Origin of the sequence: Pseudarthrobacter sulfonivorans (assembly GCF_024391045.1) — a bacterium.
Lineage (GTDB): Bacteria > Actinomycetota > Actinomycetes > Actinomycetales > Micrococcaceae > Arthrobacter > Arthrobacter sulfonivorans_B.
On sequence record NZ_JANFCZ010000002.1, the window covers coordinates 273,262 to 296,422 of the forward strand.

Sequence of the window (23,161 nt, forward strand, 5' to 3'; positions counted from 1 at the left end):
CCTAAGAGTCGAGAGCGGACATGACGTGCTTGATGCGCGTGTAGTCCTCCACGCTGTACATGGACAGGTCCTTGCCGTAACCGGACTGTTTGAAGCCGCCGTGGGGCATTTCGGCGGTGAGCAGGATGTGGGTGTTGATCCACACGGCGCCGAAGTCCAGGTCGCGGCTCATCCGCATCGCCGTGCCGTGATCGGTGGTCCAGACGCTGGAGGCGAGCGCGTAGTCGACGTCGTTCGCCATCTCGAGCGCCTCAGCCTCGGTAGTGAACTTCTGCACCGTAATCACCGGGCCGAAGGTTTCCTTCTGCACGATGTCGTCCGTCTGCCTGGCGCCGGTGACGATGGTCGGTTCGAAGAAGAAGCCCTTCTCCCCCGCCCGGTGGCCGCCGGTGACAATCCTGCAGTTCTCCGGAAGGTGCTCCACCACGGAGGTGACGGCGTTGAAGTGGTTGACGTTGTTCAGCGGGCCGAAGTAGTTCTCTTCGTCGTTCTGCGACCCGGTGTGCAGGGTTTTGGTGTGCTCCACCATGGCGGCCACGACGTCGTCATGCACTGAATCCTCCACCAGCACCCGCGTGATGGCGGTGCAGTCCTGGCCGGCGTTGAAGAAGGCAAACTCGGCAATGGCGGCGGCGCTCTTTTTGATGTCCGCGTCCTTGAACACGATGGCCGGGGCCTTGCCGCCAAGCTCCAGGTGCGCGCGCTTGAGCCCCTTCGCGGCGCCGGACGCCACGGCGATGCCGGCCCGGACCGAACCGGTGATGGACACCAGGCCCGGGACCCTGTGCTCCACCATCAGCGCGCCGGTTGCGCCCGTTCCCAGCACCACATTGAGGACGCCGGCGGGCAGGATCCCGCCGGCCAGCCGGGCCAGCACCAACGTGGACTCGGGCGTGGTGTCGGAAGGCTTGAGGACCACCGTGTTGCCGGCCGCGAGGGCCGGGCCGATCTTCCAGATGGCCATCAGGAAGGGGTAGTTCCACGGCGCCACCTGCGCCACCACCCCAATTGGCTCGCGGCGGACGAAGGAGGTGTGGCCTTCGAAATATTCACCGGCAGACTTGCCTTCCAGAATGCGGGCAGCGCCGGCGAAGAAGCGCAGCTGGTCAGCCCCGGCAGCCACTTCCTCGGCCGCGATCAGCGAGCGCACCTGGCCCGTGTTGCGGTGCTGGGCCTCCACGAGTTCGTCGCTGTTGGCTTCGATGGCGTCCGCGAGCCTGAGGAGCATCAGCTGGCGCTGGCTCGGGGTGACCTGCTTCCAGCTCTTGAAGGCATCCTTCGCGGCGGTCATGGCGGCGTCAACGTCCGACTGCACCGAAACCGGCGCCTTCGCCACCACCTCGCCGTTGGTGGGATTGACGATGTCCAGCAGGGCGGTGCCTGCCGGGGTGACAAACTCGCCGTTGATGAAGTTCTTCAAGGTCTGAACCACGATGTACAACCTCTTTCAGGGGAACGGTGCGCTGTTGCGGCTGCTCTGAGCCTATGCCCCCGCCCGGGGGACGCAAATAGCCACCTGCACACCGTTCGGACCATTGTTTAGTGCGCCCGCCCAGCGCGCGTCTATTCTTGGGGAATGGCCATTTCCCTCGCGATGCTGCTCGGTGTGCAGTCACTGCATTTGTCCAAGGCGGGGCTGGCGGAGACCACCTGGCACCACGACATCAACTGGGTGGCGGTCACCGAACTGGAGGACCCGCAGCGGTTCCTGAACGGCGGGGAACTGGTCCTGACCACGGGGATGCGCCTGCGCTCCGCCCCGGACCAGCGCCGGTTCGTTCGGCAGGTCCAGCGCGCGGGTGCGGTGGGTATCGGGTTCGGCACCGGGCTGACGCACGAGGATGTTCCGCCGGCGCTCATCGCCGAGGCCAACCGCTGGGGGCTTCCGGTGGTCCGGGTCCCGTACGAAACGCCCTTCATCGCCATCGGAAAACTAGTGGCGGACGCACAGTCCGCGGACCACGTCGCCAAGCTGGAGCGCCTCATCGCAGGCCACCAGATCCTGGCCCGGGCCCTCCTGACCGGCGGCGGCCTGACCCAGCTCCTGAAGCACCTGGGCGGCATGCTCCGCACCGACGTCGCCCTCACGCAGTTCACGGCCCTCCTGCACAACAGTGCCACCGAACTTCCCTCCGCACGGACCTGGGCCTCCTACCCGATCCCCACCGGCCGCCGCGATGCCTGCACGTTGTGGGTCCGGCTGCCCTTCGAGGATTCAGGCATCATCGGCTACGCCCAGAACCTGATCAGCGTGGAGCTGAACAACATGGTCAAGCAGCGCCAGGCCCATCGTGCCCTGTGCGGCCAGGTCCTGGAAGATGTCATCCACGGCGCCCTCGAGACGAGCGAGGCGCAGCGCCGGCTGGCCGGCGTCGGCGTGAACAGCACCCGCCGGAACGTGGTGCTGCTGGCCGTGTCGGCCGCCCATCACAAGGCACTGGTGAACACCTCGGTGCCGCAGGTCCTCGAGAACGCGGTGGCCGCCGTCGTCGGTCAGGACCTGGCAGTGGTGGTGCACGACGACGGCGGCGCGGCACCAGCGCTGGCCCGGCAGCTCAGCTCCCACCTGGCCGAGGCGGGGATCCACGCGACGATCGGGATCGGGGGCGCGTACACGAAGCCGAACGGCCTGCGCTGGAGCTACTTCGAGGCCCGCGACGCAGCCAGCCACGGACTGCCGGTCAACGAGCCCGAACGCCTCAGCCTGACATCGCTCCTGTTGGCCAGCGAGGACGTCCCCCTGGCGGACATGGCCAACGAATCGCTCAGCCCGCTGCGCGCGTTCGACGCCGCCCACGGTTCGGAACTCATGACCACGCTGGAAAGCTACCTGAACCACAACGGCTCGGTGGCCGCCGTCGCCGAGTCGCTGACGCTGCACCGGAACACCGTCCGCTACCGGCTGGGACAGATCACCGAACTGACCGGCTACGATCCCGCGCTCACTGCGGACCGGGTGCAGCTGTGGCTCGCACTGGCCGTGGCCCGGCTCGGCGCCCGCCGGGGCTGACTCTTTCCCAACGCGGGGTCACCCCACGCTCAATAAACCGCCCCGGAAGGACGTTAAGTGACCCCGCGTTGGAGGGTTTTGCGGGACTTCCGGCGCGCCTTCCAGTACCTGGCCTCGGCATCGGCCGCCAGCTGGACCTGCCGGGTGTGGAGCGTGACGTAAACCGACACAACATCCTCCGGGAGCTCCGGCGTGGCGGCCATCATGGACAGCAAGTCACGGGCCACCACGCTGTCGTGGAAATCGCCCAGGATCTGCTGCTGCAGGTGGGCTGCCTTGGCAACTTTCCCGGCGCGCTTGCCGTGGACGGGCGTGATGGATTCCGCCACGTGCCGCAGCCGTTTGGCATCCTTGCGGACCTGGTGCAGGGCTTCCTCATGGTCGGCTCCGCCGCGGGCGCTCTTGGCGTTCCGGGCGGCGCGCCGCAGTCTCTTAGCCTCCTTGCCTACCACTTTGCCGGCCGTCTTCCGGGCCGGCGCTTCCCCCTCCGGCCGTGTTGGCGGCCGGTCCCGGAAGTCCTCAAGGTCATCCAGGAGCCGGAAATACCGCTCCGACAGCAGCGTCTTTTGGAGTTTCCGGTACGCGGTGTCCAGGGTGTTGCCGAGGTCTTCCTCCAGCCTGTCCGCCGCCGCCTTCGACGCCGGCCCCGGCGGCAACTCGGCCACGTGTGTGCGCAGCCGGTCCAGCATCACGTCGGCGTCGCGCGGCGCTCCCAGCATCCCGCCGAGCCACTTCAGCTCGTCCCGAAGCCGCCGCACCGTGCCTGCGCTGTAGAACCGCCGATAAGCCGAGAGCGCCGACCGGGCCCGGCGGGTGGCCGAGCGCAGGTCATGCACGGCCTCCGGTTCCTCCAGCCGCACCCCCGGATCGTTGCCCAGGATTTCGTCGATCTGCGCGGCCAGGTAACTGAGCAGGAGGTCCGAGACCGGCCCTTTTTTGCCCGGCGGTTCAGGAGCCGGGCCGGGTGCGGGGCGCTGGACCTTGGCGGCGTGGGACTCGGGGCCCGGGGATGTGCCGCCGCCTCCCCGCAGGGCCTTTGCCAGCTTGGATCCGTGTTCCGCAGGGCGCGCCCCGGCCCCCGTGAGGACTTCCTCGGCGGCAGGAAACAGGTCCGGGGTTCCGTGCACCAGTTCCAGTTCCCATTCGCGCCATTCCTGGGTGCCGGCATCCTCGTCCACCGGGCCGCTGCTCTTCAGGATCTGTGCGGTCACGCGGTCATCGGCCAGGTCCGCGAGGTGCACGCCGTCGTCACCGTAGAGCGGGTAGGTGGTCCGCTGCGTTTCCAGCCGGACAGTGGGCAACGGATCATTGCCGCGGAGGTAGGCCAGCACATGAGCCAGCAGGCTGTCAGGTACGACGCCGGGCTGGCCCAGGGGCGCCCGAAGCTCGCGGCGCCGCCGGGGTTCTGAGGACCCCGGTTCTGAAGGTCCCGGTTCCGCGTCTTCGGGCCCGTCACCTTTGCGCAGGGGCAGCTTCGCGTGCCACCCGGCGTCGCTGCCGCCGGTGCGGCGGCGGAGGGTGATCCCGCGGACGGCGAGCGCCGAATCCTCGGTGTCGAAATACACCGCTTCGAGGTGGTCGACGCGCGGCTCCCCCACCCGGGCGACTCCGGCGACTGCGGTGAGGTCCGGCACCCCCGCATCAGCGCCGACGTCGTACTTCTTTTCGACCTCAACTTCGTGGGAAGCCATGATCTGCCGTCCTTCCAGCTTCGCTCGGGCCGCATGGCCCTGCAGGGCAGAGTCTATGCCCGGAACGTTAACACTCGGAGAGATTCACCACAGAAGCGCAGACATCAAACGTCTAACGTCTAACCTAAAGAGATGACTGCTCCGCCTGCCCTGTCCGCACCGTCCGCCGCCCCGCCCAAGCCGCGCTCCGCCGTCGTGCTCGGTGTCCTGGCGCTGGTGCTCATCGGGCTGAACCTGCGGGCGGGGATCTCCGGCGCGTCCGCACTCCTGCACGATCTTCAGCAGGTCCTGGGCTACGGGCCGCTGCTGGCGGCCGTCATTCCGTCCATACCCACGCTGTGCTTTGCGCTGGCCGGAGCGGCAACGTCGTGGCTGACCGGCCGGCTGGGCGTGGAGAAGGCCATCCTGCTTGCCCTGGCATTCCTGGCCGGCGGGCTGCTGCTGCGCGGGATCCCCGCAACAGGCATGCTGCTCGCGGGCACGGTGATCGGGATGTCCGGCCTGGCGGTCTGCAATGTGGCCATGCCCGCCTTCATTCGCGAGCACTTTGCCCACCGCACGTCACTGATGACCATGCTCTACACCGTAGCCATGACCACCGGCGCCACTGTCACTGCGGTCGCGGTCATCCCGATGGCGCACGCCCTGGGCTCGCCGTCCTCCTCGGTGGGTGCCATCGGGTTCCTGGCGGTGGCGGCCTTCCTGGGCTTCCTGCCCATCGTGCTGCACACGCATCGGCACAGGGTCCGCGCCACAACCACCCACATTTCGCCATGGCCCCTGCTCCGCACCCGCAAGGGCCAGCTGCTTACCGCGATCTTCACGCTGCAGGCGCTGCTGGCCTATTCGCTCATCAGCTGGTTCCCCTCAATGCTGATCACCATGGGCGTGGCCGCGGCGGACAGCGGCCTGCTGTACGGGCTGCTGCAGCTGGTCTCCGTGCCGGCCGGCATGCTGATCATTGCCATCGGCTCGCGGCCGCGCATGCTCAGGCCCGCGCTGTATCTGGTCAGCATCGTCATGGCGGCGGGTCTGGCGTCGCTGCTGGTCCTGCCGGTGGGCCTAATGGTCATTTCCGCCGTCCTGCTGGGGTTCGGGCTGGGCATCTTCCCGTTGGTCATGGTGATGATCAGCCGCAGCGGGACAAGCACCGCCGAGACCACGGCACTGTCCACGCTGGCGCAATCGACCGGCTATCTGCTCGCGACGGCGGGCCCGTTCGGCACCGGCCTGCTGTACGGCGTGACCGGCAGCTGGACCCTGCCCGTGGCGCTGCTGCTGGGCCTCGCGGTGGTCCAGGTTGTGGTGGCCCACCTGATCTCGCGCACCCCGATCACCCGCCGGACAAGGTAGGACCCCATGACCCTGAGCACGTCGCACCGCCAGCCCCTCGCCGACGAAGTCACGGCCAAGCTCCGCGAGATGATCCATTCGGGCGAGTGGCAGCTGCAGCAGCGCATCCCGTCGGAAACGGAACTGATGGCCGGTCTCGGCGTTTCCCGCGGCACGCTCCGCGAGGCTGTCAAGGCCCTGGCGCACAGCGGGATGCTGGAGGTCCGCCGTGGCGACGGCACCTATGTGCGCGCCGTCAGCGAAATCTCGGGCGCCGCCCGGCGCATGTACCAGGACCATACGGACGAACACATCCTCGAGGTGCGGCTCGGGCTGGACACACAGGCCGCCAGGCTCGCTGCAAAGAATGCAACGGCCGACGACGTCGCTGCCCTGCGTGCCGTGCTCGCCACCCGTGAGGCCGCCTGGCATGCCGCCGACTTTGAGGGGTGGGCCCGGGCGGATTGGGCGTTCCATGCCCGCGTGGCCCAGGCCTCGGGGAACCCGCTGCTGCACGAGCTGTACGTCAGTTTCGGTGACGTCTTCCATCAGGACCTGCTTAAGCAGCAGCGCAAGGGGCGCCTTGACGGCCTTACGAACGAGGGCCACGGCGCCCTGGTTGATGCCATCGAGGCCCACGACGCGGCGGCCGCAGTGGCCAGCGTCAGCCAGAACCTGGACTCCTGCGCGGAATGGCTTCGGGCTTAGACCTGCGTGGCCTGCGCGGCCTCCCAACTCGGTCGCCGCGCGCACCCCCTGGACGCGCACGACGGCGGCCCGGCACCCAAGTGCCGGGCCGCCGTCGCGCGTTTCCTGCTTTTGCCCTCGTCCCGCTTAGGCGCTCACGGCTCCCGTCAGGACCGAAGGCCTGTGAGGACATTCTTGGGCCGCTGCATTTCGCCGTGCTTGGCACCGAGGATGATCACCGCGGCAGCGAAGCCGGGAATGGCCCACTGCAGCATCTTGAGCTGCTGCTGTGACGACTTCAGCTCCTCGGAGGCCCCTGCCCTGGGCTCGGTGGCACCCTCGGCGCCCTGGTCCGCGAGCCGGTCCACCTTCTTGCCGAGGATGCCCGCGTACAGGGTCACGGCGGCGCCTGCCACCGTCACCGCCGTCTTGATCACGGTGTCCCGTGCAACGCCGTCCTGCTTGGCGATGCGGCCCTTGTTCTCCCAAGCGATGGCGAGATCGGCCAGCAGGTGCGAGGCGAACGCCGCCGTCTGGAGCGGGGCCCACCTCATCCAGCCTGCACTGGAGAGACGGGTCCGTTCGGCCGGGTCCTTGGCTTCCGCGGCCGCCCCGTTCAACCCAACGGCACCCATGAGTGAACCGCCGAACCATGCAGCGGCTGTCAGGTCATGAACGGAGCGGGCCAAAAGATTTCCTGCCATGATGTGTATTCCTCACGTTGGACTGGTTCTGTGCTGCCGCTTGTGCGGCCTTTACTAAACCCCTGAGGGTAGCCAACGCCATGGTAAGCACACTTAGTAATATTACGAAACCCCGTTCCCAGCAGCCGGTACGCGTAATATCGAGGCCATGGAAACAGGGACTTTGTTCGGCTGGGCGTTCGGCGACCCATCACGTGAAAACGACGGTGGCTACATGTCGGGCCTCGAGCGGGAAGCCCTGGACAATGCCACGGCGACCGCGAAGGCCCGGGGCGTCACCGTGGTGGCCGGCTCGGAAGTCTTTACCTCGCTGAGTGCCCATGACAGCCTGGTGGAGTTGGATCACGCGCCGGGGAAGCTCGTGGTCCGGTGCACTGTGCACGTTGAAGGCCCCGGTGCCGGCAAACTGCACGCAGAGGGGCCCATGAACGGCTAAGCCATGGCAGATGGGGATTCGAGCGTCAGCGAGGCGGCAGACGCCGTCGAGGAAGCGTCCGACACCAAGGCGCTTGACGTTGTGGCGCGCTCGGGATTCGCCGTGATGGCCTTACTCCACATCATTGTTGGTGCCATTGCCATCGCCCTGGCCTTCGGGCAGCCGGGCCAAGCGGAAGCCACCGGGGCCATCGAGCAGCTGGCCGCCAACCCGTGGGGACCCGCCATACTCTGGACCTGCGTGGTTGCCTGCACCGGCCTGGCGCTGTGGCAGTTGAGTGAAGCCACGGTCCGAGCCCGGCACCTGCCCCGCAAGGAGCGGCTCGGAAAGCTGGCGTCCTCCGGCTTCCTGGCCGCTGCGTACGGCAGCGTGGGGCTCAGCTTCGCCGGGTTTGCCGTCGGCCGACGTGGAGATTCCGGCGACACCACACGCGATTTCAGTACCGCCCTGCTGAACGCCCCGTTCGGGCTGCCCGTAATGGTGGCCCTCGGCCTGACCATCATGGGGGTGGGCGTCTACTTCATCGTGAAGGGACTGCGGCGGGGCTTCAAGCAGGAGCTCTTTCACTTTGACGGTACCCGCCGCGGCAGGCTCATCGATTCTCTGGGCATCGCCGGGCACGTGGCTAAGGGCATTGCCCTTAACCTCGCCGGGCTGCTCTTCGTCATCGCGGCCGCGAAGCACAGCCCCGAAGAGTCCACCGGGCTGGACGGGAGCCTGAAGGCGCTCCGGGACCATCCGTTTGGCCCGTACCTGCTCGTCGCAATCGGTGTCGGCTTCATCTGCTACGGGTTGTTCGCACTGGTCCGTGCCCGGTTCGGCCGGATGTAAACGCGCTTCAGCAACGAAAGGAAGGAAAGCTATGTCCACCATTTCCCGCGTATTTGGCTCCCCCGCCGATGATGTCTGGAAGGTGATCGCCAACGGGTGGCTCTATTCCGGCTGGGTGGTTGGTGCGTCAAGGATCCGGGCCGTTGACGCCCACTGGCCCGAAACCGGCTCCACGCTGCACCACTCCGTCGGCGCTTGGCCGCTGTTGATTAACGACACCAGCCACGTGACCGCCGTCGAGCCTTCCCGCTCGCTGGAACTTGTGGCACGCGGGTGGCCCCTCGGCGAAGCAAAGGTGGTGATCACCCTCGAGGACCTGGGCACACAATGCCGGGTCACCATGGCCGAGGACGCCATCCGCGGACCCGGCAAGCTGGTGCCCAAGGCGGTACGTGACGCGCTGATCGGCCCGCGGAATGAGGAGACGCTCAAACGGCTCGAGCTGATGGCCGCGGGAGGAGCCGGGCGTTAGACGCAGGTTTGCATGTGGTGCCTGGCAGACCAGAAGATCTGATGCTCGGCGCCCCCACTGTGGTCCGGGTGCCGTCCATCACCCCCTAATCACCGCGGATCCTTGGGTACCGATTAGGTGTTTACAGTGCCCCGGCGCCGCCTTATGGTGCTCTTCTAACACGGTTACACCCCATGGAAGGGAAGATGAGCACTGTGAAAAAGAGCAAGATTGCCATCATGGCCCTGGCTGCCCTGAGCCTGGTCCTGGCCTTGCTGGCCGGCGGACCGGCCGTGGCGGCCCAGGCCGCGGACAAACCGCTGATCGGCCTGACCTTCGACGACGGCCCTTCGCCCGAGCGAACCGCATTCGTCCTCGACGTCCTGAAGCAGAAAGGCGTCCATGCGACGTTCTTCCTTCAGGGCTCCCACGCCCAGCAGTACCCCGATCTTGTCCGCCGGATCGAGGCCGAGGGGCACGTCATCGGCAACCACTCGTGGGATCATGCCAACTTCCCCGACATCACCCAGGCGAATCAGAAGCAGGAAATTGACCGCACCAGCGCCGCGATCAAGACCATCACGGGTACGGCGCCGCAGTTGATGCGCTTCCCGTTCGGGAACAGCACCCCTTACTCCCTGAGCTACCTCAAGAGCATCGGCATGAGCGGCGGCATTCAATGGCGCTGGCACGTTGGCCAGCCGGGCGACTTTGAGTGCCCCGGTGCGGCGGGCGTCCAGAAGTATGTGACGGACGAGGCAGCGCCCGGCGCGATCATTCTGCTCCACGACGGTAACGACGTCCTGTCCTGCCCTGCGTCGCAGTGGAACTACCTGGCGAGCACCATCGACGCGCTGCGGGCCAAGGGCTACGACTTCGGTGTGGTTGCCCCCTCCGCAACGGCCAGCGCGCTCAACGAGGGCTCCTTCGGCGTTGTGGTGCCTGCGGGTTCCTGAACCAGGCTGAAACCAAGCCCCGAAACACACAACGCGGGACCATTCCAATGGTCCCGCGTTGCTGTGTTCGTTTCGTTGCTGTGTTCGTTTCCGGGTGGAGCGCGCTAATTACACCGCGCTAATACTCCGGGCCAGTTAGACCGCGGCGGTGACTCCGTCACGGGAGATGGCCACCATGTCCTCGCGCGGCACCACCTTGATTCGCTCGCGCTTGACATCAACACCGTGCGATCCGCCGGCCTCCGTGGCTGCCGCCCCAAGGGCGAGTTCGTGGGCGTCCAGCGCCAGCCAGCCCTCCCAGCTCGTGAACTTTACGCCGCGGGAGTCGAGAAGTTCGACGACGGCGTCTTCCCCGGGTGCTTGCGCGACGGGCAGGTTTTCGCGGTCTTCCAGCAAGTAAGTCACGGTCTCGAGGGCGTCGCCCTTGGTGTGGCCGATCAGGCCGACGGGTCCGCGCTTGATCCAGCCGGTAGCGTAGATGCCCGGCACGTGGGTGCCGGAGGCATCCAGGACGCGGCCGCCGTCGTTCGGTACAACGCCCTTCTTGTGGTCGAATTCGATCTCCGGCAGGGCGGAACCGAAGTAACCGATGGCGCGGTACACGGCCTGGACCGGGTAGTCCACGAACTCGCCGGTGCCGCGGGCGTTGCCGGTGCCGTCCAGCTCGGTGCGCTCGAACTTGATGCCGGCCACCTTGCCCGGGGTTTCCGGGGAATCGTGAATCTCCACCGGGCTGTGCAGGAAGTGCAGGTGCAGGCGGCGGGAGGCGGTGAGCTCGGAAAGGTCCTCGGGCTGCTCCGCGATCCAGTTGGTGAGGGTGCCCACCATGGTCTTGGTCTGGTTGTTGCTCTGGATCTGGCGGTCCGATTCCTCGTCGAACTCGAAGTCCTCGGCGTAGAGGATGATGTCCACGTCCTTGGAGTGGGAGAGCTCGCGCAGCTCCAGCGGGGTGAACTTCACCTGGGCGGGACCGCGGCGGCCGAAGACGTGGACGTCCGTGACGGGCGAGTTCTTCAGGCCGGCGTAGACGTTGTCCGGGATTTCAGAGACGAGCAGGTCATCGGCGTGCTTGGACAGGACACGGGCCACGTCCAGGGCCACGTTGCCGTTGCCGATCACGGCAATTTCCTTGGCCTCGAGCGGCCATTCGCGGGAGACGTCCGGGTGGCCGTCGTACCAGGAAACGAAGTCGGCGCCGCCGAAGGAGCCGTCCAGCTCGATGCCGGGGATGTTCAGGTCCGCGTCCTTGATGGCGCCGGTGGCGAAGATGACGGCGTCGTAGTGGGTGCGGAGGTCCTCGATGCTGAGGTCCGTGCCGTACTCCACGTTGCCGAAGAAGCGGATGTCGCCGCGGTCCAGGACCTTGTGCAGGGCGTTGACGATGCCCTTGATGCGGGGGTGGTCCGGGGCCACGCCGTAGCGGATCAGGCCGTAGGGTGCCGGGTAGCGGTCGAAAAGGTCGATGCTCACGGTCAGCTCGCCGCTCTTGACGGCTTCGCTCTTGGTGAGGATGTCCGCGGCGTAGACGCCGGCCGGGCCGGAGCCCACGACGGCGACGCGCAGCGGACGCTCGGCAGATCCTACGGAGGTGCTTGATGACACGGCTGTGTTCCTTTTGTTCTGCATCGATTGCTGGGTAACTGCCGTTTTGAAGGCTCATAACGGCGGTTAAGGAGCAATGGATGGATTTCAGGTGGTGAGGACGGTCTTGCGGGGCTGGTTCGGGGTGGTGGTGCTGTAATCGGCGGTCTTGAAGTGCGACGGCGCGAACGGGCTGACGCGGACAACGTCACCGATCACGATCACCGCAGGATTGGCGACGCCGGCGGCCTCTGCCTGGTCAGCGATGGACCCGAGCGTGCCGATGGTCACGCGCTGATTCGGCAAATAGCCGTTTTCAACAATACCAACCGGGGTGCCGGCGGGAAGGCCGGCTTTGCCCAGAGCGGACGCGGACTCGCGCAATTGACCCACTCCCATGAGCAACACCACAGTGTGGTCAGGGCGGGCGGGGACCTCGGACAGTTCCTCGTGGCCGGTCACCACGCTGAAGCCCTTGGCCAGGCCGCGGTGGGTGACGGGGATGCCGGCGGCGGCGGGAACCGAAATCGCCGAGGTGACGCCGGAGACCACTTCAACCTCGACGCCGTGCTGCCGGCAATACTCAGCTTCCTCGCCGCCGCGGCCCAGGACGTAGGGGTCGCCGCCCTTGAGTCGGACCACGCGGTGGCCCTGCTGCGCTTCGTCGACGAGGATCCGGTTGATCTCGGCCTGGGGCACGGGGTGGTGGCCGGGGGTCTTGCCGACCTCGATGACGCGGACGTCCGGGGCAAGTTCGTTAAGTAGTTCGCGGGGGCCGAGGCGGTCCGCGACCACGACGTCGGCCTGGCCCAGGAGCCGGCGGCCGCGGACAGTGATGAGTCCGGTATCGCCCGGTCCGCCGCCAACGAGGGCTACGGAGCCGCGGTGGGCCCGGCGGCGGCGCAGCGGGAGGTCGCCGGTTTCCAGCGCGGTGGCCACGGCGTTGCGCAGGGCCATGGCGCGGCGCGGGTCTCCCCCGGCGTTCACGGCGATGTGCACGTCATCAACCACGGCGACGGCGGGTGTCCATGCGGCAGAAGCTTCATGGTCGGAGGCGTTGACGCACCAAACCCGCTGCGCCTCGGCGTCGCCCGCCACCTGGGTATCCACAGCGGAAACGCCGGTTGCCGTCTGAACGAACCAGACGCCGTCGACGTCTTCCGGGCGGTAAGGGCGCGGCTCCCAGGTGAGGAGGCCGGCGTCGGCCAGTTCCGTCAGCGCGGGGCAGGCAACGGGGGCGACGACGGTAACCTGCGCACCGGCGTCGAGCAGTCCCTTGGCGCGGCGGGCAGCCACACGGCCGCCGCCCACCACCAGCACGGGGCGGCCGAGCAGCCGCAGCGCGGTGGGGTAAATATCCTGAATTGCCATGGATCAACGGTAGGGCCGCGCTGTACCACTACCAACGGCCGCGGAAACACCAGTTCACGTAAGGTAACGCCGCGTCACATACGGCAGGGGCGATTCCGTGTCACAGGGCCCGGTTTGCAAACAACGCGGGGTCAGATCCGGCCCAATAATCGATGATTATTGAGCAGGATCTGACCCCGCGTGGGAGGGATAGTTAGCGGGTGCTACCGGCGAGGAGGCCGCGGCTGCGGAGGAGGCGCTTCTCGATCGGGGCGAACACCAGCAGCTCGATCAGGATGCCGACGGCCAGGATCAGCAGGATCGCGGCCATCACAATGGTCATGTCGGACAGGTCGCGGCCCTGGTTCAGCATGGAGCCAAGGCCAAAGCCGATGGTCCCGCCCACGGCGATGATTTCCGCGGCCATAAGGGAGCGCCACGAGAAGGCCCAGCCCTGTTTCAGGCCACCGAGGTAGCCCGGCAGGGCCGCGGGCAGGATGATCTGGATGGCCAGCTGAAACCGCGAGGCGCCCAGGACTTTGCCCACCCGGCGGTACTGTGGCGGGATCTGGTCCACGCCGGAAATGAGCCCGTTGATGATCGACGGGATGGCGCCCATAAACACCACGAAGTACACGGTGGCGTCTGTCAGGCCGAACCAGATGATCGCGGCAGGCACCCAGGCCACGGAAGGCAGGACCTGCAGGCCGGAAATCAACGGTCCGAACGCGCGGCGCAGCGGAGCAACCTGGGCGAGCAGCAGTCCCACCGGGGTGGCGATGGCAACGGAAATGAGGAACCCGACAACTCCTCGTTCCAGCGAGGTCCAGACGGCTTCCTGCAGTTTCGCGTCGCCCCAGAGGACGCCGAGCTGCCCCAGGACGTCCAGCGGGCCGGGGACCTGGTCGCGCCGTTTCAGGCCGAGTGAGACGTAGAACTGCCAGATCAGGAGGAGGACGGCCAGGGCTGCCACTGGAAGGAGCACCCGGCTCCAGTCGATCCGGTGCTTGCGGGCGGCGTCGGACTGCAGCGAGTCCAGCCCGGATTCAAGTTCGCGCAGGTCCGCTGTCCCGGTGGACGTGCGGGTGAGGGCGGCGTGGACCTTGTGCGTTTCCGGTTCGGACGGGGCCTCGGCGAGGGGCGTGGGGTTACTTGGCATGGCGGCGAATCTCCTCACGGAGCCGGGAGGTGATGACCCCGGTCAGCTGTCCGGCGAGGCCGGCGTCGGTTCGGTGTTCCTCGGTGACAGCCCATTCCTGGACCACCCGGCCGGGGCGCGAGGAGAGCAGCAGGACGCGCTGGCCCAGCCGCACGGCCTCGCGGACGTTGTGCGTCACAAAGACAATGGTGCGGCCGGTTTCTTTCCAGATCCGTTCCAGTTCGTCGTGGAGCAGGTCGCGGGTGATGGCGTCGAGCGCGGCAAACGGCTCGTCCATCAGGAGCAGTTGCCGGTCCTGCGACAGGGCCCGGGCGAGGGACACGCGCTGGCGCATCCCGCCGGACAGTTCGTGCGGGCGCTTATCCCCCGCGCCGCCGAGGTGCACCAGGTCGAGGAGTTCGTCGGCTTTGGCCCGGCGTTCCGCCTTGCCCACACCACGCAGCTTCAGGGCCAGCTCAATGTTCTCCCGCGCGGTCAGCCACGGGAAGAGGGCGGCATCCTGGAACATAAAAGCCGCGCCGTCACTGGGTACTTCGAGGGCGCCCGACGTCGGAGCCTCCAGTCCCGCGATGATGTTCAGAAGGGTGGACTTGCCGCAGCCGGACGCACCGAGGAGGGCGACGAACTCACCGGATCCGATGTTGGCGTTGACATCCTCCAGTACCGGGGCGCCGTCGCCGAAGCGCTTGCCCAGCTGTTCCAGTACGACTGGCATGGTCCCGTCCTTCGTTAAGTGGTGATGCGGTGGGCAGCGCGGGGTCAGTCCCGGCCAAGGTCAGCGGCGGAGATCCGTTGGCCGACGGTGCCGGTGACGGCGTTCAGGGCGCGGAGGTCAAACAGCCCGTGGATGTCCGCCTGTTTGGTGGTGCCGGCGTCGGCCCCGTCCTTGAGGAGTTTCGGATACGTGGCGGCGAGCGGGTCCACGGTGAAGATGACATTCTGCAGCGAGCGGTCCAGGACGTCGGCAGGGAGTGCTGCGCCGGCTGATTCCTGCAGTGCGTTGTTGATGACGGTGGCTTTCTCGCCGGCCGCGGCGTTGTTCAGCCAGTCGACGGACTTCACGTGGCCGCGCAGGAGGGCCTGCACGGTGTCCGGGTGTTCGGCGGCGAACTTCTTGTTCACGATCAGGATGGTGGTGGGGAACTCGCCCGGCTTTCCCGAGAGCGACCCGTCCCACAGGTCCTTTTCATCCACCAGGACCTTCGCCCCGGCGGTCAGCACCAAACGGGACGCCCACGGCTCCGGCAACCACGCGCCGTCGAGCTTTCCGTCCTGGAACAGCTTCAGCGTCTGCGCATTCTCCGTCGGATTGATGGCAACGTCGCCGCTGCCGTCCACGTTCGTCTTGAAACCCTGGGAGGACAGCCACGCACGCAGCGCCACGTCCTGCGTCCCGCCCAGCTGCGGCGAGGCAACGGTCTTGCCCAACAGGTCCGCCGCCGACGAAATCCCGGGGCGCACCACCAGCTGCGCCCCGCCCGCAGCGGCGCCCGCAATGATGCTCACCGACTCCCCGCCGCTCTTGACGAACGAGTTGATCGCCGGATTCGGCCCGATATAGGTGGCGTCAATGGCCCCGGCGTTCAAGGCCTCGATCGCGGCCGGCCCGGCATTAAAGACCTGCGTGCTCAGCTTCGTCTCACCCAGTTCCTCGGCAAGGAAACCCTGGCCGACACCCACCAACGCGGGAGCATGCGTCACGTTCCCGAAGTAGCCAAGCTTCAACTCGGCCGCGGGCGTGGGCTCCGGCGCGGCCTGCGCGGACGCGTCGCGGGAAATATTGGAGGCAACCACGGCGCCCAACGCGATGAGCACAACGAGCCCGATTGCCAAGGCGGCTTCGATGGCACGCTTGCGCCGGGGTACGGCGCTTTCGCCTGCCACGATGCGGATCATCCCCGGCTTGGAACTTGTCATTGTTTCACCATAGGGAGTGGCCTAAACCCATTCAATGAAGCAGAAACGGGGGGTCACGCGCGTTCACGCGGCGTCATATTCCGCACCGCACGGATTCAAAAGCGGCCAGCTCAGTCGCCCTTGACGTTGATTAGCTGGCGCAGTTTGTGACGCACCTTGACGAGGTCCGCGGCGTCGTGCATCACCTGGTCGATGGGTTTGTAGGCTGCCGGGATCTCGTCGATGAACGCCTCCGTGGCCCGGAACTCGATGCCCTGCATGGCCGTCTTCAGCTCTGCCAGCGTGAACGTTTTGCGCGCCGCGGTCCTTGAGTACTCGCGGCCGGCGCCGTGCGGGGAGGAATTGAGGGAGGCGGGATTGCCCAGGCCTTCAACCACGTACGACGCCGTCCCCATGGATCCGGGAATCAGTCCGGGATCGCCGCGCTCGGCTTTGATGGCGCCCTTGCGGGACACCCACACGGACTTCCCGTAGTGCGTTTCCTGCCGGGTGAAGTTGTGGTGGCAGTTGATCCGTTCGCGCTCTTTGACCGGCCCGCCCACCCAACGGCTGAACTGGGTCAGGACGCGGTCCATCATTTCCTCGCGGTTCAGCAGGGCGAAACGCTGGGCCCACCGCAGCTCGGCGATGTACCGCGCGAACTCGGACGTGCCTTCCTCGAGGTATGCCAGATCCGGGTCCGGCAGCCTGGTGCCGCGCTTCCGGTTTACCTGCTGGGCGACGCCGATGTGATGCTGGGCGATCTTGTTGCCCACGCCGCGTGAGCCGGAGTGCAGAAAGAGCCAGACGGCGTCGGATTCGTCCGCGGAAACCTCGATGAAGTGGTTGCCCGAGCCCAGGGAGCCCAGCTGCAGCTCCCACTTCTCGACGTACTGGGCAGGATTGAACCCCGCCTTGGCTGCGAGCTTTTTGAGTTCGGCGATCCGGGGTTCCGCGCTGGCTTTGACCGTCCGGTTATTATGGCCGGCGGACAGCGGGATGACGTGTTCGATGTCCTCGCGCAGCCGTTTCCGGTCATGGGGCAGGTCGGCCACGGAGTACTGGGTCCGGACGGCGATCATTCCGCAGCCGATGTCCACTCCCACGGCCGCCGGGATGATGGCGTGCAGGGTGGGGATCACCGAACCTACCGTTGCGCCCTTGCCAAGATGTGCGTCCGGCATCAGGGCCAGGTGCGGGTAGATGAACGGCAGCGTGGACGTGGCGATGGCCTGCGCACGGGTTTTTTCGTCCAGGATCGAGGCCCAGTTGATGAGCTTCGGGCTGATCGTTTCCATGCTCTAGTCACCGGGTCCTTGAATGCGGACTAACGTGTTCCTAGGCTACCCCCGCCCCCGGTAACCCGCCGCGACCGGCCGCCTGCAAGGACCGGCCACCAGCAAGGAGACACATCCATGGTCAACGTCCAGACCGACATCCTCATTCGCCGGCCGCGCGAGGAGGTGGCGGAGTACGCGTCGAACCCGGACAACGCACCCACCTGGTACCGGAACATCCACCGGGCACAGCGGCTGACGCCCGGGCCGGTCGCTGTCGGTTCGAAGGTGGCCTTCATTGCCCGGTTCATGGGCCGGGAGCTGCACTACACCTACGAATTCGTAGAGTACGCCCCGGGCAGAAGCTGGTGATGCGGACAGCGCAGGGTCCGTTCCCCATGCAGACCACCTACACGTGGACGGACGACGACGGCGGCACCCGCATGAGCCTCGGCAACACCGGGAGACCCTCGGGTTTCTCGCGGCTGGCAGGGTTGTTCATGGCGCCGATGATCCGCCGGGAAACCCGCAGGGACCTGCAGAAGCTCAAGTCGATCCTCGAAACGCAGCAGTAAGCCGGCCCCCGGAAACGCGAAATCGCCGGAACGCTGCGGGTTCGCCTGACACACAGGGTCGGGACGGCGATCCGGCAGGTTACCGGCGAATTCGGCGGGGCTTAGATGAAGTAGCGCTCGTCCTCGTGGTCGCCCGGGTGGTCCTTGACCAGGCCGGCGGCCAGCGTGTTGCCGTCCTGCGGGTCGATCACCAGGAACGCGCCGGTCCGGCGGTGGTGCAGGTAGTTCTCCAGCGGCAGCGGCGCGGCAAGCCGGAGCTGCGCGTGGCCGATGTCGTTGAGTTCCAGGCTGGAGGCGCCTTCAAGCTTGAAGGTGGCCAGGTCCAGCTTGCCGCTGACGTTGCGGACCAGGGCTTGGACCGTGCGCGTACCGTGCTTGACCAGCACCTTGGCGCCTTCGCGGAGCGGCTTGGGCGACAGCCAGCACAGTGCCGCGTACAGGTCGGCTGAGGATTCGCGGACCGTGCCGGTAGCGGCGATGGTGTCACCGCGGGCGACGTCGAACTCGTCGGCCAGCCGGAGCGCCACGGACTGCGGGGCGAAGGCTTCCCGCAGGGACTCTCCTGCGAAATCGATCCCAATCACCGTCGTCGTGCGCGGATCCTGGCCCGGAGTCAGAACGGAAACCTTGTCCCCCACCTTTACGGAACCCTCGGTGATCTGGCCAGCGTACGCGCGGTAATCACGGTAGGCCTCAACGTCCAGGCCGGCGGCAACGGCGTCGGGAGCCAGCGCACCCTGCGGCCGGATGACCAGCTGCACCGGAAAGCGGAAGCTCTCCAGCTGGGTGTCGATCTCGTCCGCGGCCGGCAGCGTCTCAAGCACCTCGAGCAGGGCCGGGCCGTCGTACCAGGGGGTGCGCTCGGAGCGGTCCACCACGTTGTCGCCGTCGAGGGCGGACACGGGGATGACCAGCAGGTCGTCGATGTGGTCAGCGGTGCCCAGCTCAGCGGAGCCGATGCCCAGTTCGCGGGCCACCTGCTGCACGTCCGCCTGGATCTCGCGGAACACCGACTCGCTGAAGTCCACCAGGTCGATCTTGTTGACCGCCACAATCACATGGGCCACACGCAGCAGCTGCAGCACCGAGAGGTGCCGGCGGGTCTGTTCGAGCACACCCTTGCGGGCGTCAATGAGTACGACGACGGCATCCGCCGTGGACGCGCCGGTCACCGTGTTTTTGGTGTACTGAACGTGCCCGGGGCAGTCGGCCAGGATGAAGCTGCGGCGGTCGGTGGCGAAGTAGCGGTAGGCGACATCGATGGTGATGCCCTGTTCCCGCTCGGCGCGCAGGCCGTCGGTCAGCAGGGCCAGGTCGATCGCTTTAGTGCCCGTGGCCCCGGCGCCACCAAAGCCGCGGTCGGCTGAGGTGCGGGCAACGGCGTCGAGCTGGTCGGCGAGGATTGCCTTGGAATCGTGCAGGAGGCGGCCCACCAAAGTGGACTTGCCGTCGTCGACCGATCCCGCGGTGGCGAACCGGAAGAGCGTGGTGGGCAGGGCTGACTCGAGCCCTGCGACGGGCAAAGTTTCGGTGCTCATTAGAAGTACCCGTCCTTCTTGCGGTCTTCCATGGCGGCCTCGGAGATGCGGTCATCTGCACGGGTGGCGCCACGTTCGGTGATGGTGGAGGCGGCAACTTCGATCACAACGTCGCTCACGGTGGCGGCGGCCGATTCGACGGCGCCGGTGCAAGACATGTCGCCCACGGTGCGGTAACGGACCGTCTTGGTGATGACTTCCTCGTGCGGCAGCGGCTGGGAAACTTCGCCGACTGCGCGCCACATGCCGTCGCGGGCGAAGACTTCGCGGTCGTGGGCATAGTAAAGTCCCGGAAGCTCGATGTTTTCGCGCTCGATGTAGCGCCAGATGTCCAGCTCGGTCCAGTTGCTGATGGGGAACGCGCGGACGTGCTGGCCCACGGTGTGGCGGCCGTTGTAGAGGTTCCACAGCTCGGGGCGCTGGTTGCGCGGGTCCCACTGGCCAAACTCGTCGCGCAGGCTCAGGATGCGCTCCTTGGCGCGGGCCTTGTCCTCGTCGCGGCGGCCGCCGCCGAAGACGGCGTCGAACTTGTTCTGTTGGATGGCGTCCAGCAGCGGCACGGTCTGCAGCGGGTTGCGGGTACCGTCGGCGCGTTCGGTCAGCTCACCGCGGTCGATGAACTCCTGGACGGACCCGACGACGAGCTTGAGGCCCAGCCGTTCCACCGTCCGGTCGCGGAACTCGATGACCTCGGGGAAGTTGTGGCCGGTGTCCACGTGCAGCACGGGGAACGGAACCTTCCCGGGCCAGAACGCCTTGGTGGCCAGGTGCAGCATCACCACGGAGTCCTTGCCGCCGGAGAACAGCAGCGCAGGCTTCTCGAACTCGGCCACCACCTCGCGGATGATGTGGATCGCTTCGGACTCGAGGGTGTCCAGGCTGCTCAGTCGGGTTGAGACGTCGGCCTGGGTCACCTGGGTCTCCTCGGTAAGTGAAGTGCTCATACGTGTAGTCCGCATTCTGTCTTGTCGGAACCTGCCCAGCGGCCGGCACGGGGGTCATCGCCGGGCGCTACCTTGCGGGTGCAGGGCTGGCAGCCAATGGAGGGGTAACCCTGGGAAAGCAGCGGGTTGACGGGCAGGAGGTTGTCGTCGGAGTACTGGACCAGCTGGTCGAACGTCCAGGCGGCCACCGGGTTGACCTTGACCAGGCCGTTCTTTTCATCCCAGGTGACCAGCGGGGTGTTGGTGCGGGTGGGGGCCTCATCGCGGCGGACGCCGGTGAACCAGAGTTCGTAGCCGGCGAGGGTGCGCTGCAGCGGGGCCACTTTGCGGAGGGCGCAGCACTGGGCGGCGTCGCGGGCAAAGAGGTCCTTGCCCAGGAGCCGGTCCTGCTGTTCCACGGTGTTCTCGGGGAGCACGTCCACCACGTTGACGCGGAGGTTCGCGGCCACTTCGTCACGCGTGGCGTAGGTTTCCGGGAAGTGGTAGCCGGTCTCGAGGAACAGCACGTCGACGCCGGGCATCTGGTCCGCGACCAGGGCGGGCAGGACGGCGTCGGCCATGGAACAGGCGACGGCGACGGCGGGCAGGTCGAAGTTCCGTTCCACCCAGGCGATGACGTCGCGGGCGGGGGCGTCCCAGCCAAGCTCGGCGGCGCCGGCCTCGGCGAGGGCCTTGAGCTCCTCTTTGGAACGAAGTGCTGTTGTCACTGGAGTGCCTCCTCGTCTGCTGCGTGGGCCCATTCGGCGAAGGTCTGGCCTTCGGCACGCTGGGCAACAAAGGTGCGGACCACGCGCTCCACGTAGTCGGGCAGGTCCTCGACGTAGACCTTGAGGCCGCGGACGGTCCGGCCCAGGCCTGCTTCTTCGCGGTCGGACGAAGCCAGCCCGCCGCCCAGGTGGACCTGGAATCCCGGGGAGGGATCGCCGTCGGGCGTTGGCAGCATCATGCCCTTGAGCCCGATGTCCGCGGTCTGGATGCGGGCGCAGGAGTTGGGGCAGCCGTTGATGTGGAGGGACAGTGCGTGCGGCAGGTCGCCGGACTCCGTGAGGTCCGCCAGTCGGCGTTCCAGCTCGGCCACGGCGGTGGCTGCGGTGACCTTGGTTTCCACGATGGCCAGCTTGCAGTATTCGATGCCGGTGCAGGCGATGGTGCCGCGGCGGAACACGGACGGGCGGGCAGACAGGCCCAGGGCGTCCAGCTCAGCCACCAGCGGCTCAACCTGGTCCTTGGCAACGTCCAGCACCACCAGTTTCTGGTGCGGGGTGGTGCGCAGGCGGTACGAACCGGCGGCTTCGAGGGTGTCCGCGAGCTTGACCAGCTGGGAGCCGGAGAGCCGGCCGGCCAGCGGGGTGGCGCCGATGAAGAACTTGCCGTCCTTCTGCTCGTGCACGCCGATGTGGTCGCCGGGGGTGGTGGGCTTCGGCGCGGCGGGACCGTCTGCCAGCTTGTAGCCCAGGTATTCGTCCTCGAGGATCTGGCGGAACTTCGCCGGACCCCAGTCGGCCATCAGGAACTTCAGGCGGGCCTTGGTGCGCATGCGGCGGTAACCGTAGTCGCGGAAGATGCTCGTCACACCGAGCCACACATCCGCGGCCTGCTCCGGACGAACAAACGCGCCCAGGCGCTTGCCCAGCATCGGGTTGGTGGACAGCGCGCCGCCGGCCCAGAGGTCGTAGCCGATGCCCAGCTCCGGGTGGCGGACACCCACGAGGGCGAAGTCGTTGATCTCGTGGACCACGTCCTGGCTGGGGTGGCCGGTGATGGCGGTCTTGTATTTGCGGGGCAGGTTGGACAGCAGCGGGTTGCCGATGAACCGCTCCCCCAGCTCCTCGATCAGCGGGGTGGGGTCGATGATCTCGTCCTTGGCGATGCCGGCCACCGGCGAACCCAGGATGACACGCGGGACGTCGCCGCAGGCCTCGGTGGTGGACAGGCCAACACCCTCGAGCCGGCGCCAGATCTCAGGGATGTCCTCCACCCGGATCCAGTGCAGCTGGATGTTCTGGCGGTCGGTGAGGTCGGCCGAGTCCCGGGCAAAGTCCACGGAAATCTGGCCGATGACGCGCAGCTGCTCGGTGGTGAGCGCGCCGCCGTCGATCCTCACACGCAGCATAAAGTACTTGTCTTCGAGCTCGTGCGGCTCGAGTGTTGCGGTCTTGCCGCCGTCGATCCCGGGCTTGCGCTGCGTGTACAGGCCCCACCAGCGGAACCGGCCGTGCAGGTCCTGGCTCGGGATGGCGTCGAAGCCGTCCCTGGCGTAGATGGTCTCGATACGCTCGCGGACGTTCAGGCCGTCGTCTTCCTGCTTCCAGGTTTCGTTGGCGTTCAGCGGGGTTTTGCCGTCCACTTTCCACTGCCCGTGCGGCTTTGCGGCGGGGCGGTTGGTGCGCGCGGGACGCGTGGCGGCTGCGGGGTCCGCGGACGCTCCGGCTAGAGCTGTATCAGTCATGCATCGACTGTAGGGGCCGCAGAATTGCGTCACAAAGGGTCGGGAAACCCTGAGTCACCTAGGGAAACATTTCGTCACGAACCGCCGGAAAGCCTTGAAGAAGCCCGGCACCTGTGATCTGCCGCGATCTTGCCTGCGGGGCACCCGGGTGCCGTTACTGACCGCGTACGACGGCGGCGTCGAACCTTTCGAGCGCAATTTCGGCGAGCACTTCCGACGGCAGCAGTGGTTCCGTCACGAGGTCCGCGCCGGCTTTGGCGAGCTGGTCGTGGAAAAAGCCGGGCGCAAGGAGGT

20 protein-coding genes and 2 pseudogenes are annotated in these 23,161 nt (G+C 67.0%); 8 read left to right on the top strand and 14 right to left on the bottom strand.

Annotated features, from left to right (window positions below):
* Position 1: 1 nt before the first annotated feature.
* Entirely contained in the window at positions 2–1,432 is a 1,431-nt protein-coding gene (locus tag NQJ30_RS02610; protein ID WP_255768167.1) for a gamma-aminobutyraldehyde dehydrogenase, read from the bottom strand.
* 144 nt (positions 1,433–1,576) lie between these two features.
* Here NQJ30_RS02610 and NQJ30_RS02615 point away from each other — a divergent pair, with 144 nt between their 5' ends.
* On the top strand, positions 1,577–3,010 hold the full coding sequence (locus NQJ30_RS02615; RefSeq protein ID WP_255768168.1) for a PucR family transcriptional regulator: 1,434 nt from the start codon (positions 1,577–1,579) through the stop codon (positions 3,008–3,010).
* A 53-nt stretch (positions 3,011–3,063) separates the two neighbouring features.
* Here the strand turns inward: NQJ30_RS02615 and NQJ30_RS02620 are convergent, their stop codons facing one another.
* Positions 3,064–4,701 (bottom strand): CYTH and CHAD domain-containing protein, encoded by a 1,638-nt coding sequence (locus NQJ30_RS02620; RefSeq protein ID WP_255768169.1) that lies wholly within the window; start codon positions 4,699–4,701, stop codon positions 3,064–3,066.
* Positions 4,702–4,833: 132 nt separating this feature from the next.
* Between NQJ30_RS02620 and NQJ30_RS02625 the strand changes: the two genes are divergently transcribed.
* On the top strand, positions 4,834–6,054 hold the full coding sequence (locus tag NQJ30_RS02625; RefSeq protein WP_255768170.1) for an MFS transporter: 1,221 nt from the start codon (positions 4,834–4,836) through the stop codon (positions 6,052–6,054).
* Positions 6,055–6,060: 6 nt separating this feature from the next.
* Positions 6,061–6,741 carry a FadR/GntR family transcriptional regulator gene (locus NQJ30_RS02630; protein WP_255768171.1) on the top strand — a complete coding sequence of 227 codons (681 nt, stop codon included), beginning with the start codon at positions 6,061–6,063 and terminating at the stop codon, positions 6,739–6,741.
* Between the two features lie 146 nt (positions 6,742–6,887).
* Here the strand turns inward: NQJ30_RS02630 and NQJ30_RS02635 are convergent, their stop codons facing one another.
* The gene (locus NQJ30_RS02635) at positions 6,888–7,424 is read right to left on the bottom strand and encodes a hypothetical protein (RefSeq protein WP_255768172.1); all 537 of its coding nucleotides are present in this window, start codon (positions 7,422–7,424) and stop codon (positions 6,888–6,890) included.
* A 148-nt stretch (positions 7,425–7,572) separates the two neighbouring features.
* On the opposite strand from NQJ30_RS02635, the gene NQJ30_RS02640 reads away from it, so the two are divergent.
* From NQJ30_RS02640 to NQJ30_RS02655, 4 genes are all read left to right on the top strand, one after another.
* Positions 7,573–7,860: a hypothetical protein gene (locus NQJ30_RS02640; protein ID WP_255768173.1), complete on the top strand. Its 288-nt coding sequence runs from the start codon at positions 7,573–7,575 to the stop codon at positions 7,858–7,860.
* A gap of 3 nt (positions 7,861–7,863) precedes the next feature.
* Positions 7,864–8,691 carry a DUF1206 domain-containing protein gene (locus tag NQJ30_RS02645; RefSeq protein ID WP_255768174.1) on the top strand — a complete coding sequence of 276 codons (828 nt, stop codon included), beginning with the start codon at positions 7,864–7,866 and terminating at the stop codon, positions 8,689–8,691.
* A gap of 31 nt (positions 8,692–8,722) precedes the next feature.
* Positions 8,723–9,163: an SRPBCC family protein gene (locus NQJ30_RS02650; protein ID WP_255768175.1), complete on the top strand. Its 441-nt coding sequence runs from the start codon at positions 8,723–8,725 to the stop codon at positions 9,161–9,163.
* Between the two features lie 185 nt (positions 9,164–9,348).
* Positions 9,349–10,098, top strand: a complete 750-nt coding sequence (locus NQJ30_RS02655; RefSeq protein ID WP_255768176.1) for a polysaccharide deacetylase family protein — start codon at positions 9,349–9,351, stop codon at positions 10,096–10,098.
* Between the two features lie 135 nt (positions 10,099–10,233).
* Here NQJ30_RS02655 and NQJ30_RS02660 read toward each other — a convergent pair whose 3' ends face one another.
* From NQJ30_RS02660 to NQJ30_RS02685, 6 genes are all read right to left on the bottom strand, one after another.
* Positions 10,234–11,700: an FAD-dependent oxidoreductase gene (locus NQJ30_RS02660; RefSeq protein ID WP_255768177.1), complete on the bottom strand. Its 1,467-nt coding sequence runs from the start codon at positions 11,698–11,700 to the stop codon at positions 10,234–10,236.
* An 87-nt stretch (positions 11,701–11,787) separates the two neighbouring features.
* Positions 11,788–13,050, bottom strand: a complete 1,263-nt coding sequence (cobA, locus tag NQJ30_RS02665) for a uroporphyrinogen-III C-methyltransferase (RefSeq protein WP_255768178.1) — start codon at positions 13,048–13,050, stop codon at positions 11,788–11,790.
* A gap of 193 nt (positions 13,051–13,243) precedes the next feature.
* Entirely contained in the window at positions 13,244–14,188 is a 945-nt protein-coding gene (locus tag NQJ30_RS02670; protein ID WP_255768179.1) for an ABC transporter permease, read from the bottom strand.
* A complete protein-coding gene (locus NQJ30_RS02675) occupies positions 14,178–14,903 on the bottom strand; it encodes an ABC transporter ATP-binding protein (protein WP_255768180.1) in 726 nt (241 codons plus the stop codon). The genes NQJ30_RS02670 and NQJ30_RS02675 overlap by 11 nt, the downstream gene beginning before the upstream one ends.
* A gap of 44 nt (positions 14,904–14,947) precedes the next feature.
* Entirely contained in the window at positions 14,948–16,084 is a 1,137-nt protein-coding gene (locus tag NQJ30_RS02680) for an ABC transporter substrate-binding protein (RefSeq protein WP_255768199.1), read from the bottom strand.
* A 131-nt stretch (positions 16,085–16,215) separates the two neighbouring features.
* Positions 16,216–17,382, bottom strand: coding sequence for an RtcB family protein (locus tag NQJ30_RS02685; RefSeq protein ID WP_255768181.1), 1,167 nt, complete (start codon positions 17,380–17,382; stop codon positions 16,216–16,218).
* A gap of 117 nt (positions 17,383–17,499) precedes the next feature.
* Between NQJ30_RS02685 and NQJ30_RS19100 the strand changes: the two are divergent.
* Positions 17,500–17,936, top strand: a pseudogene (locus tag NQJ30_RS19100) (SRPBCC family protein).
* A gap of 101 nt (positions 17,937–18,037) precedes the next feature.
* Here the strand turns inward: NQJ30_RS19100 and NQJ30_RS02700 are convergent.
* From NQJ30_RS02700 to NQJ30_RS02720, 5 genes and pseudogenes are all read right to left on the bottom strand, one after another.
* Positions 18,038–19,474: a sulfate adenylyltransferase subunit 1 gene (locus tag NQJ30_RS02700; protein ID WP_255768184.1), complete on the bottom strand. Its 1,437-nt coding sequence runs from the start codon at positions 19,472–19,474 to the stop codon at positions 18,038–18,040.
* On the bottom strand, positions 19,474–20,418 hold the full coding sequence (gene cysD, locus NQJ30_RS02705; protein ID WP_255768185.1) for a sulfate adenylyltransferase subunit CysD: 945 nt from the start codon (positions 20,416–20,418) through the stop codon (positions 19,474–19,476). The genes NQJ30_RS02700 and cysD overlap by 1 nt, the downstream gene beginning before the upstream one ends.
* The gene (locus NQJ30_RS02710; protein WP_255768187.1) at positions 20,415–21,158 is read right to left on the bottom strand and encodes a phosphoadenylyl-sulfate reductase; all 744 of its coding nucleotides are present in this window, start codon (positions 21,156–21,158) and stop codon (positions 20,415–20,417) included. The genes cysD and NQJ30_RS02710 overlap by 4 nt, the downstream gene beginning before the upstream one ends.
* Positions 21,122–22,867 (bottom strand): nitrite/sulfite reductase, encoded by a 1,746-nt coding sequence (locus NQJ30_RS02715; RefSeq protein WP_255768189.1) that lies wholly within the window; start codon positions 22,865–22,867, stop codon positions 21,122–21,124. The genes NQJ30_RS02710 and NQJ30_RS02715 overlap by 37 nt, the downstream gene beginning before the upstream one ends.
* A gap of 154 nt (positions 22,868–23,021) precedes the next feature.
* A pseudogene (locus NQJ30_RS02720) lies at positions 23,022–23,161 on the bottom strand (sirohydrochlorin chelatase); the annotation flags it as partial.

Excerpts from the sequence above, each read along its gene's own strand:
- NQJ30_RS02615 (WP_255768168.1), top strand. The coding sequence starts at position 1,577 with ATGGCCATTTCCCTCGCGATGCTGCTCGGTGTGCAGTCACTGCATTTG.
- NQJ30_RS02700 (WP_255768184.1), bottom strand. The coding sequence starts at position 19,474 with ATGAGCACCGAAACTTTGCCCGTCGCAGGGCTCGAGTCAGCCCTGCCC.
- NQJ30_RS02640 (WP_255768173.1), top strand. The coding sequence starts at position 7,573 with ATGGAAACAGGGACTTTGTTCGGCTGGGCGTTCGGCGACCCATCACGT.
- NQJ30_RS02685 (WP_255768181.1), bottom strand. The coding sequence starts at position 17,382 with ATGGAAACGATCAGCCCGAAGCTCATCAACTGGGCCTCGATCCTGGAC.
- NQJ30_RS02625 (WP_255768170.1), top strand. The coding sequence starts at position 4,834 with ATGACTGCTCCGCCTGCCCTGTCCGCACCGTCCGCCGCCCCGCCCAAG.
- NQJ30_RS02675 (WP_255768180.1), bottom strand. The coding sequence starts at position 14,903 with ATGCCAGTCGTACTGGAACAGCTGGGCAAGCGCTTCGGCGACGGCGCC.
- cobA (WP_255768178.1), bottom strand. The coding sequence starts at position 13,050 with ATGGCAATTCAGGATATTTACCCCACCGCGCTGCGGCTGCTCGGCCGC.
- NQJ30_RS02620 (WP_255768169.1), bottom strand. The coding sequence starts at position 4,701 with ATGGCTTCCCACGAAGTTGAGGTCGAAAAGAAGTACGACGTCGGCGCT.
- NQJ30_RS02655 (WP_255768176.1), top strand. The coding sequence starts at position 9,349 with ATGAGCACTGTGAAAAAGAGCAAGATTGCCATCATGGCCCTGGCTGCC.
- NQJ30_RS02710 (WP_255768187.1), bottom strand. The coding sequence starts at position 21,158 with ATGGGCCCACGCAGCAGACGAGGAGGCACTCCAGTGACAACAGCACTT.
- NQJ30_RS02715 (WP_255768189.1), bottom strand. The coding sequence starts at position 22,867 with ATGACTGATACAGCTCTAGCCGGAGCGTCCGCGGACCCCGCAGCCGCC.
- NQJ30_RS02680 (WP_255768199.1), bottom strand. The coding sequence starts at position 16,084 with ATGATCCGCATCGTGGCAGGCGAAAGCGCCGTACCCCGGCGCAAGCGT.
- NQJ30_RS02635 (WP_255768172.1), bottom strand. The coding sequence starts at position 7,424 with ATGGCAGGAAATCTTTTGGCCCGCTCCGTTCATGACCTGACAGCCGCT.
- NQJ30_RS02645 (WP_255768174.1), top strand. The coding sequence starts at position 7,864 with ATGGCAGATGGGGATTCGAGCGTCAGCGAGGCGGCAGACGCCGTCGAG.
- NQJ30_RS02630 (WP_255768171.1), top strand. The coding sequence starts at position 6,061 with ATGACCCTGAGCACGTCGCACCGCCAGCCCCTCGCCGACGAAGTCACG.
- cysD (WP_255768185.1), bottom strand. The coding sequence starts at position 20,418 with ATGAGCACTTCACTTACCGAGGAGACCCAGGTGACCCAGGCCGACGTC.
- NQJ30_RS02650 (WP_255768175.1), top strand. The coding sequence starts at position 8,723 with ATGTCCACCATTTCCCGCGTATTTGGCTCCCCCGCCGATGATGTCTGG.
- NQJ30_RS02670 (WP_255768179.1), bottom strand. The coding sequence starts at position 14,188 with ATGCCAAGTAACCCCACGCCCCTCGCCGAGGCCCCGTCCGAACCGGAA.